Source organism: Polyangium spumosum, assembly GCF_009649845.1.
Lineage (GTDB): Bacteria > Myxococcota_A > Polyangia > Polyangiales > Polyangiaceae > Polyangium > Polyangium spumosum.
In genome coordinates, this window is the sequence record NZ_WJIE01000035.1 from 1 (window position 1) to 11,322 (window position 11,322).

Here is an 11,322-nt window from a genome sequence, read left to right on the forward strand (position 1 = left end):
TTGCAAAATACCTGGGCTCCCGCACCCGATGCATCTCGTACGAGCTCGCTGCTCACGTATGCGCGATCGATGTACACCTCGTCAATTTTGTCATTCCTCGGGGATCGTGAGAGATCCTTCGCGAGGTCTGCCGCGCCCTCGCCTTCGGGACGATTGGCAGGTGTAACAGAGACAGCCAGGATCAACTCGGTATCCAGGTCGTTCGCGATGTGTTGCTTGTAGCCCTTGAAGCGCTTTGATTTGCTCTTGCGCCCGTGGCGCATCTGCGGATCCTCGATCGACACACGCCGCTCTTTGGCAACGCCCTCGCGGATGCGGGGCTTGCCGCCTCCCGGCGGATCCGGCTGGAGATCTTGGGCGCGAAGCTGCGCGATACAATCGAACAGCTCCTTCAGCGGCGCCTCGTCGGCCGCGGCGCCGGCCTGCCTGCGAATCCACGCCTCCAGCGCGTCGATCTGCCGCGTGAGTTCGGCGATCGCCTCCGCCTTTTGCTCGGGATCAAACCAGTCGATGTCCAGGCCCGTCTTGATGCTTGGCGCCAGGAATACAGGGGCTCCCGCGCACGCCGCGATTTGCTCCGCTTTCAGCTCGAGTAACGCGGCCGCTCCGCGCAGGAGCTTAAAAGCCGCATGGCCGAGTAGGTTTATCGTGTCCTCGACACGACCCGCGCCTTCCAGGGGACGCGAGTCGACCGCCAGGCGCAGCGTCTTCGGCAACTTTTTCCAGTCGAACCCCTGGGTCTTCTTGGCGAGCTCGATCGTGCGCTCGAGCATCCGGAGGTCCATACCATGCGCGATCATCCGCTCGCGGAACGCCTGCAAGGTGCTCTGCCCGAACGCCTGCGTTTCAGCTCCCAAGATGCTCAGCACGAGCTGCCAGCGCAGATCGACGACCGTCAACTCGACCGCCTCGCGATCGGATACGCCGTGATACGCCTGTAATAACAAGACCATCGCCAGCAAGGCTGGAGGTACAGGCAGCCTGCCTTCGCCGGTGTCGCGGTACATGGCCGCGAGCTCGTCCTGGAAAGCGTCGTCGAACAACTCCAGGCGATGCTGATAAAGGAACGCGAACAGCTTCCGGTGGTTGCCCAGCCGGGCCAGGAGCATCTGCTCCCTGCGGGTCGCGACAGAGCTCGGATTCCAGCGCGGAACGGCGGTCGACATAGACGTGACTTCTCCGTTGGGCTGGGCGAGCCGCGGAGAGTGGATCACGTCGGCAAGCGCCTGTCGATCCCCCTCGTGTAAGTACGCGGAAGGATCGGGGAAGTTGAAGGGATCGGCGCTCTAGAGGGCTCCGACAGCTACCTTTCAGCCGCGAAGCCGACAGCTGCCAGCTCCCAGCGCGGCTCATCGGCGACAAGGCCTTACAACAGCGACGCGATCCACGCGCGGCTCGCCAAAGAACGAGAAGTCGAGCTGCTCGCACCCCAACGCTCGAACCGCAAGCGCCTCCCCCAGGACCATCGGCCCCCTCCGCCGCTACAAGTGCCACTGGAAGGTGGAGCTACTTTTCGCATGGCTCCACAGCTCTCGTCGGCTCGTGAACAGATACAAGCGTCACGTCGAGAACTTCCGTGGCTTCGTGCACCTTCGCTGCCCTGTCCTGTTCCTCAGAGCGCTCCTGGGTGGTTTGTGAGATCAGCTCTAGCACTACTCTGCCATCTCCAGCCATCCTGCCCGCGATCTGACATGCTACGGGCTTGATCTCCGGGGCGTCGCGACCCTCCGTGTCGAAAAATTTGGCCCATCGGTTCCCTTTGCGCTGGTTTGCCCGCGTGACCGCCGTCAAACCGTCGTTCCACCCTGACGAACTGGCCGAGGAGCGCTGGGAGCGCGAGTTCGACTCCTGGCTTCTGCCGTTTCTGCACGAGTTCGGTTACCCGTCTCAGCAGAAGTGGGCTCCGATCTACATGCGTGGGCTCCTCGGACCTGGCGACCGCAAGAGCATCGAACCGATGGCTGCGCGGGTTTGCCCGGGCGAGACGCAGCAGCTTCACCACTTCCTCTCGACCTCCCGCTGGGACACGGCCGGGCACGAGCGCGTGCTTCTCGAGAAGGCCGGAGCGCTCGTAGGCGGCAAGGATGCGCATCTCGTCATCGACGACACGGCGATCCCGAAGTAGGGGACCCACTCGGTCGGCGTCGCGCATCAATATTGCGGGCAGCTCGGCAAGAACGCCAATTGCCAGGCACTCGTCTCCGTCACGCTCGCGCGTGACGAGGTGCCCGTCCCCGTGGCGCTCCGGCTTTACCTCACGAAAGAGTGGGCGCACGATCCTGCGCGACGGCGCCGCGCGAAGGTGCCAGAGGACGTAGTGTTCCGACCGAAGTGGCAGATCGCGCTCGACGAGGTCGAGCGCATCGTCCAGAGCGGCCTCGAGTTCGGCGATGTCCTGGCGGACGCCGGCTACGGCGCGTGCGCCGCGTTTCGGCGCGGGCTTTCAGGATTGAGTCTCAAGTGGGCGGTTGGCGTGAACTCGAACCAGCTCGTCTATCCGAAGTCCGTACGTGTGGCCGCGCCCGAGAGAACACGATCCGGCGGGCGTCCGCCGAAGCGCGGCAAGGTATCAGCCGCGCCGAAGAAGGCGCACGAGGTATTCTCCACGCGAGCAAAGAACGGCTTCGAGAAAGTGAGCTGGCGGGACGGCACGAAGGGCCCTCTTACCGCGTCCTTCGCGGCGATCCGCGTACGTGTGGCTGATGGGCCGAAGGTGGTCGGACACAATCACGGGCCTGGCGAAGAGGTATGGCTCATCTGCGAAAAGCGCGCGAGCGGCGAGCGAAAGTATTATCTGTCGAACTACTCGGCCGACACTGACCTCGGCACCCTCGCATCGGTGGTCAAGGCGCGATGGGTTTGCGAGCAGGCGCATCAGCAGATGAAGGAGGAGCTCGGGCTCGACCACGTCGAGTGCCGCTCCTGGCACGCGCTGCACCATCACGCGCTCCTGACGATGATGGCCTTCGCCTTCCTCCAGCACCTACGTAACGCAGAAAAACACGACCGGGCGCAGCGGCCCGCCGCCTGAACCATCGCTGCCGGAGATCCGGCGGCGATTGATTCAAAGGCTCGCTGCGCCCCAAAAATGCGCGCGGTGCGGAGCGACAGTGCGGGCGCTCGTGCCGATATGAACGTGTGGGTGAAGGTGGCAGAGTAGTGCTAGCGCGTCAATTCAGGCCCGGTTGCTCCTACTCATGCGACGGAAAGCTATAGGGACCGAGCTCGCTGCCAGTGAATATTCGTGTGTCCTCATCGCTTGCTGGCTCCAGCCCAGCGTAAAATGACTTTACCTCGTGTGACGCTGCCAGCCGTTGAGCGTAGGAAAACATGGCTCGTGCCAAAGCCTCAGGATTGCCGATGTCGTCAAGATCAACGCTCAGCTCTACGTCAAACCCCCCTGGTACACGCACTACACGGAGGCCTACATTCGGCACCAATCCGATCTCCCCGATTTGGACAGGTGACGGCATGATGAAGAGCACCGTTGGGTTCCCCGCAAGCAGCTCAGGGATCTCCTTAACATCGCAACTGGCGCGTCCATCAACTTCCAAGCACCTACTCTGTTCCGTGTCATGCAATATATCAGAAACCAGGTGCGCAGCTTGCGCGTGCGTCTCAACCTCGAAGACTAGCTCTACCACTTGTCCCATCGCATCAGCCCCAAAGGATCCCCCGGTAAAACCGGGGGGTTCGATGTGTGAGCCGCTCAAAGCGGCTGGATTATGGGCCGCCCACGAGCGGCCTTGGGAGCCACCTGAAGGTGGCGCTCGATTCTACAATTCTACAGGAGGCATAGTTGCACGACCCGCCGGTCTTCTGCCTCCTGGTTCCGGATGTACTCACGGATGACGGCTTCGTCTATCACTATGGTCGAGACGAAGTACCCGACAACTTGCGTCACTGCATACTTCGGCGGGATCTAGAGCATCATGTGAACGTGGTCCGGCATGAGGTGCCCCGCCTCGACCCGGCTCTCCTTCTGCTCGGTAAGGGTCCGGAAGAGCGGACCGAGGTAGCGGCGAAGCTCCCCGTACAGCACCTTTCGCCCTAAATTTCGGGATGAACACGCGTGGTACTTGCACTCCCACTTCGTGTGGTTGAGACTGCTGTACTCGTCCACAGCAACCCCCTTCGTGATGCTTTGAGCGGCTCACGAAGGGGGTTCCGCCTTCGGACTCCGGAAATATCAAACTCCGCCTACTTCCCCAGCAAAGCTGGGCTGGGGGATCCCTAAGGTGTTAGTCCACGAAACCCTTGAATGTGTAGTCTAGGTTTAGTCTGATCCCGCGGCCGTCCGACAGTCGCTTCTCAATCCAGGATATCCCTGTTTTGGGGTCCGTGACCTTACTGAACGCTCCGGGACCTCTGTAAATGTCCCTGAAATGCTTCATCGCCTGACTATGCCACGTGGACTGCGTACCAGTAACTTTACCCCATATCTCCGGGTGTCGCCCTGCATGCTTAGAGAGTGCGTGACCAAGCTTGGTGGTCCCCTTATAAGCCACCGACGCCGTGCTCAAAGTTGTTCTTAACTTGTCAATCGGGAGTCCACCCTTTGCAACGCCGATGGCAACATCATCGCCATGCTTCGACGCTGATGCGGCCATCGCATCGACGGTCTCTTTGGCGCCCTTGGTAATTGCTTCCTCGGTTGCTTCCTCGAACCCCTTAAGGCCAAGTTTTTCCGTTACTTTCTCAACGGCCTTCTTCGTGAGCCCTCGCACTATACCAGCAACTCCTGCAACGTCGAGTGCGATCATGCCAAGGCTCACGCCCGCGAAGAATGCCTGTTTCGTCGGGTTTGAGTCTGCATCTGGGTTAGCCCCTCCGTGTACCCCATACAAGCTCGTCGCCAACTGTTCATTCTCTCCCAGCGAGAGCTTCGCGTCAAGCTTGGCAAGCCCCTGCGACCAACTATCTGATTCTTTAGGTTTGTCATGCCCCGAAGTCCCACCACCCGCCGATAACTGCATATCGCCGAGATGGGCCTTAATCGTGGCATCACGTCGCGACGGCGCATCGGGGTCATAAATGTATACCGGAACCCCGGCTTTAGCAGCAGCAGCTCGCACCGCCGCCTCGTCGCCGGTAAACACGTTTGCCTTCGTGCCAGGGAGCCGTGCCCACATCCGCACGTCCGCTCCCTGCGGACGTTCGGAGGTCCGAATCTCGACTGGCTTCGATTGGTCTCCTCCCGGGTCGTGCAACCGAACCGGACTCCCCCTCACATACGTATACACCCCCGGCCCATCCACCATCCCCGCTGGATCCGCACTCGTCCACCGTCCCAACCATGGCGCATAGTACCTCGCCCCGTGGTAATAGAGCCCCGTCTCCTCGTCCTTCTCCTTGCCCGTGTACCTGTACCTCTTCGCGCTGACCTCCACCCCGCTCGCCACAGCGTGGTAGGCCGTCGTCCCGTAGGGGTGGTATTCCTCGTAGCTGATGACGAGCCCACTTCCATCGAGTTCCAGAGCGGCGGAGCCGAGGTGATTCCCGAGCTGATACCTCACCCGCGATGTCACGACGAGGTTCGAATCCGACGTGTCGACCGTCTTGGTCTCCACCATCGCGATCCGCCGCGCATCATCCATCACATGAAGCGTCTCCCGCTCCAGCACCACATTCCCGAGTTCATGCCTCCGGTACACCTCGAAGGCCCCGAGGTAGATTCGCTGCTCGACGATCCCGCTATGCTCCCAAACCTTCCGTACCCGCTGCCCACCAGCGTCGTACGTGAAGTAGACTGTCCCCCCGCCGCCCTTGTCGACCTCGCGCTTCTGATCCTTGAAATCCCACTCGATGCCATCCAAATGCGGCATCGACGTCATGCTTCCGTGCTCGTCGTACGTGTACGCCGCCGAGTACTGCCCCAGCGCATCCCCTGGCAAGCTCGTCCCGAGAAGCCGGTTACTCGTCGTCGCGATGTCAGACCGCCGCGTCCAGCTCCCCGCGCTGCCCTGTGCGGCATGAATCATCTTCAAGATGTTGCCGACCGCATCATACTCGAAGCTCTCGGCATAGTTCCGCATTGCCTGCGGATCATTCGGGTTTGCCGCACTCACCAGAGGGAACCCATTGGCATCCTGCTGGATATCCGCATTCTGCCCCGAATGCTCCCGCCCCGTGGCCTCGATCAGTCGGTAGGTCGCGTCGTACTCGTACTTCCAGACCGGCTCGACCAGCTCGCTGTTGTGGTAGAGTTCCTCCTGCGCCAGGTCGGCAATCTCGACGATGTTGCCCACCGGATCGTACGTGTATCGCAGATCCTGGAGGAGCACGTTGTCCGAGGTCCGCGTCGTCATGAGCCGCGTCAACCGATAGGTCAGCGGATCGTAGCTGTACTCCGTGACCACCCCGTTCCCGTAAACGATCTTCTCCCGCTGCCCCTTCGCATCGTAGTCGATGTCATCGACAAACGTGGTCCAGCTACTCGCACCCCGAATCCGCGCTTCCACCTTCTCCAGTAGACTCGCCTCGTTGTACACGGGCTTGATCTCGCTCTGGTCCGGCGTGGTCAGGCTCGTCGGCCGATTCAGAGCATCGTATGCCGTCGTCTGCGTGAACACCTCCGTCTCGAGCGTCACCGTACCCGACCAATCGAGCTGCGTCGTGTAGTTCTGCGCGAGCTGCCGCTGGCTCTCCAGCAGATTCCCCTTGAAGTCGTACTCGACCGAGGTGACGACCCCGGCCCCGTCCTTTACCTGGTACACCTTCCCACGCAGATTCACGTCCTCCGGATCCGTCTGCCCCTCGCCATACACCGTCACCTCGGCGAGCACCTCCGGATCCGACCCCTTCTGCACCCACAGCCCCGTCCGCCGATTCAGCGCATCGTACACCGAGCGCACCACATGCCCCCGGCCATCCCACCCCCGAATCGGGGTCCCGAGCACATTCGCCAGCGTCCACCGCTCCCCGGAGTCGCAGCTCTTCTGGTACAGCGTCCGCCCGAGCATGTCGAAGACATACGCCATCGCGGTATTGCCACGGGCATCCACGATCGCCCGCGGATTCCCCTCGATGTCGAGAACTGCCTTCGTCGTGTACGCCCCCGCGGCCCCGTTATCCTCCACCCCGCGCACCGGCCTGCCCAGCACGTCGAAATGCACCAGAGCCGGCGTCCCCGCATGCTCCTCGGTCAACTCCGCCGCCCGCTGCTCCTGCGCGGAAGGCGTCGGCGTCGCGCTCGCCTGCCTCGCGGCATACCAGGGGTTGCCCGTTTCGAGCACCGTATCGTTCCCGTCCCAGCTCGCTTGCTGCCAGGGCGTAAACGTTACCCGCGAATGCGTCCCGTTCGGCAGGTCCGTTCGGATGAGCCGGCCGAGCGGGTCGTAACGCAGGATTGGCGTCACGCCCCACTCGACGAGCTCCTGTTCGTCCTCGTATTCGTGGGTGGCGGAAAAGAACGACTCGTACTGCTTGACGGGATTGCCCTTGTTGTCAATGACCACGCGCCCCGTGCCCACCCACCGCGGCGAGGCGGTGGCCAACACTACCGCGCCGTTCTGGTCCTTGACAAGCCCTCCGTTCACGTCCCGCACCGGCGCCGGACCGGGCTCGGCCTGCGCCTTCTTCAGGATCTCACGCCCGAGCCCATCGAGGTACGTGTAGCTGTGCTGCCACGGCGTCAGCGCATCCCCGTGCCGCTCGCGCGCGGCGGCATGCACGACGTTGGGTTTGCCCGTCGTGCGCCATACGTCGAGGTCGTACTCGAACGTCGTGGTTGGATCCTCCAGCGTGTCCCCGTCGTTCGAGCCGACCTTGCCCATCACGGCCGTCGCCACGACCATCCCGAGCTCGTCGAGCTTCGCGGCGCTGCGATTGCCGTTCGGGTCGGTGACGAGCGTGGGCCCGAGGACGCGGTAGTCGTTTGTCGCGATGACGGTATTGCCGAGCGGGTCCTCGGCGGACGTCACGAGCAAGTTGTGATCGTCGTACGTGATGGTCGTGGAGTTGCCGAGCGGATCCAGGATCTCGACCGGCAGGTAGAACTTGTTCGGGTCGAACACCTGACGGCCAGTTCGCACCCAGTACTCGCCGTCTTCTTCGATGTACCCGCCCTCGGTGAGCATGGTCGAGGTCACGCGCGTGCCATAGGCCGCGGTCAAGAGGCCTGGAGTGAAGGCAAGCGCGTACGTCTCGTAGGGCAGCGCGAGCGCGTCGATCGTGCCGAGAGGCAGCGCTGCGGGGGAAGACCCGGACAGCGTCGTGCTGTCGTAGTAAACCTGTCGTACCCGCTCGACCAGGCGCTTTTGCATCGTGCTGCCGTTGGGCGTCGACTCGTAGGAGATCGCAACGGCGGCGTTCGCGGCGCTGAGGACGTCGCCGAACGAGAACAGCGCGCTCCGTGTCGTGGAGAGCCCCGTCAGCTCGTACGTCCGCGTCTCGATCGGCACGCTGACTCGGTCCCAATCCGTCTCCCCGTACTCGTCAACCACGTCGCTCTCGGCGAGCGTCGCCAGGAGCCCTTGCTCGGGCATCTCGCTGGGGATCGTCCGCCGCGCATACGCAATCGATGCCGAACGCTTCACGTGCCCGAACGGATCCACCTCGAGCGCCAGCGTATGGACCACGCGGGGATCGCTCGGGTTGCGCTCGTAATGCACCTCCACGCTCTCGCGCACCCACGCGTGGAAAGACCCGAACGCCTTCGCCGTCGCCGGCTGCACGCGCCGGATCTCCGCGCAGCTCTCCGTCACCACATACGGATGCGATTTCGCCTCGGAACCATCGAGCGCGTAGACCTCCGTGCGGAGGATTTGCCCCTTGAGCGCCCGACACGCCTCACGCAGATCCCGCGGCGACAACCCTGTCTCCAGCACGGCGTCCGGCAATTCCGGTCTCTGCCCGTCACCTGCGTAATACTCCTTCGCGAACTGCCTCGCGATCCGGCTCCTGTCGAAAAACGCGCCCGTGTGGAACCACGTCTTCGTGAGCACCGGCGGCAGGTGGAACTCTTCCTCCACCGGCGCGGCCTCGGCGAAGAGCCCCTTCCCGCGCTCGGCCGAGAACGACTCCGTGTCATACTGTTCGACGAGGCCAAACCCCCGGAACTCTCGCTCTGCCCCGTCGTAGTACCCGTGATGATACTTGTACGTACTGACGAACCGCGCCTTGCTGATCGCGTCGAACGTCTCCACGCGCGTGAGCACATGCACGGGAAACGACAGCCGCGTCACCCACGGCTTTCCGGCCTTCAGATCCTCCAGGTAAAACTTCGTCGAGGGCGCGTACTCGAGCTTCGTCTCGGCCCCGAGGTTGTTTTTGACCGACGTGAGCAGGTACGGCTTCTTGCTGCCCAAGAGATCGATGTACCGCATCGGCGGCTTCGCCACACCCCGCCACGGCGACGACCACACGATGCACGCCGTCCCCGACCCGAGCAGATCGATCACGCCCACGGTCGACATGGAATCAGCCGTCGGGAACCCCGGCATTCGCACCGGCTCACTCCAGCCGTTCCCCGCCTGGTTGAACACGATGACCGCCCCGTCGCCCGCCACGTACACGATGTCCGTGGTCCCGGTCCCATCGATATCGCCAAGACGAATGCGGCGCGGATTGAACCTGTGCGAATCATCGAACAGCGGCGCCTTGCTCATCTGTACCTTGGCGCCAAACCGCCCTCGCCCGAGGTTCGGCCAGTAGCAGATGCTTCCATTGCGGATGCGCACGATGTCGGGCAAACCGTCCCCGCTCATGTCCGCGACGAAGATCGCCTGCGTCATGTCCGCGAACACGAGCGTCGGGCTCTTGTCCTCGTTGTAGACCTTCGGCAACACCCGCGGCGTGCCCCAGCCTCCCTTGCCGAGCGACGGGTACCAGAGCTGCACGTGATCGGTCGTGACCAGGATGTCGTCGAGCCCATCGCCGGAGAGGTCGATGAAGCGGACCCGCGGGTCGTTCCAGTTGACGTTCGGCTGCGAGGGGAACGGCACGAAAGGCCCCCAGCCGCCCTCCGGCGTGCGCTCGTGATAGCCCGAGGTACCCTCCGGGGTGAGCTCCACGAGGCACTGTCGCCCCTCGCTCCCGACGTCGAGGAGCTGCGCCCCGCCGCGCGATGCCAGGGCCGGCTGGCTCAAGAGCCGCCGTGCCGGGGCGAGGTGCCCATCACCGAGGTTTTGTTTGTAGTAAAATGCCCCCTGCTGCTCGCAGAGCACGCCGGGAATGCCCTCGCCGTCGAGGTCGACCCATCGCGCGGATTGCCCATCCACGCCGCCGGGTAGATCTTCGAGGCTACGTGGATCGAGCAGTTTGACGGCGGTCTGGAGCTCGGGCAGCGAATATCCGAGCTCGAGCGGCGGCAGAGACTTCTTCGAGTACCCGCTCTGTGTCTTGATGTACCCCGACTGCGTGACCGACACGAGCCGGGTGAGGGCCGGCCCCTCGGCGTACGTGAAGTCGGTGGAACGCACGAGCACGGGATCCTCGCCGAGCTCGGGGAAGTGGTGAAACATCAGCACCCGCCGGCAAAGACGGTACGTGCGGATCTCGAACGTCGAGCGGTAGCTCGAGAACGGATCCTGCCGGCAGGGCCAGGTGTTCTCCTCCACGGGCGTCGGCGTTGCTGCACCGTGCTCGCCGTAATCGAAGACGACCTCGAACAGGAAACCCTGTGCCTGGAATGGTACTGTATTCCCGTACCGGATCCGCTTGAGGTAGCGGTTGACAACCGGCGCGTCACCCGCGAGCCGTTGCCTCTCGTAGATGGCATTCGGCACATTCGCGAAGTCTTCAGACTTGTAGTCGTAGACGATGATGTTCCCGAGCGCGTCCTCGGTGCGCTCGAGCAGCCATGAGAAGACCTTGGTCTGGGCCCAGGGGCTCGTGATCCGAGCCCCCTCGGACCGGCCATAGATGCTCGTTACGTTGTCCTTGGTCGTGGCACGCCAGTAGACGTTCCCGTTCGCCTTCTCCGTGACGCGCTCGATGCGCGCGAAGAGACCTTCCACCCGGGGACGATACCGCTCGATTCGCTCGACGGCGTCGTCCTTCGGGACGTCGCGCACCCAGTTGCCTTGCTCATCCTCATCGAGCTTCGGCACGAGGTCTTCCGCGCCCGACATGATGAACACATCGGATTCGCGGAGGTCCTCGTACTCGGGCAAACCACGTTCGGTCTTGCGAGAGATCGAGGGCACGGAGAGCCGAAAGCCCACACCGAAGAGCCCGTTGCCGCCGCCGGAATCGTACGCGACGGCGAGCTCGGGCCCGAACCCGCCACGACCCGGCGAAACCGCGATCGGGACCGTGAGGGATCCCGTGCCGCTCACCAGGCTCGCGGCGAATTTCTCGCCGAGCCCACGAACCGCGCCG

2 protein-coding genes and 2 pseudogenes are annotated in these 11,322 nt (G+C 63.2%); 1 reads left to right on the forward strand and 3 read right to left on the reverse strand.

Annotation, left to right across the window (positions count from 1 at the left end):
* On the reverse strand, window positions 1-1,166 hold a 1,166-nt coding region (locus GF068_RS42350), incomplete at its 3' end, for a transposase (protein WP_153825271.1).
* A gap of 611 nt (window positions 1,167-1,777) precedes the next feature.
* Between GF068_RS42350 and GF068_RS42360 the strand changes: the two are divergent.
* Window positions 1,778-3,031, forward strand: a pseudogene (locus tag GF068_RS42360) (IS701 family transposase).
* Between the two features lie 753 nt (window positions 3,032-3,784).
* Here GF068_RS42360 and tnpA read toward each other — a convergent pair.
* Window positions 3,785-4,123 (reverse strand): annotated as a pseudogene (tnpA, locus tag GF068_RS42365) (IS200/IS605 family transposase).
* A gap of 118 nt (window positions 4,124-4,241) precedes the next feature.
* Complete coding sequence (locus GF068_RS42370; protein ID WP_170320026.1) at window positions 4,242-11,279, reverse strand: SpvB/TcaC N-terminal domain-containing protein; 7,038 nt, start codon at window positions 11,277-11,279, stop codon at window positions 4,242-4,244.
* Window positions 11,280-11,322: the final 43 nt, after the last annotated feature.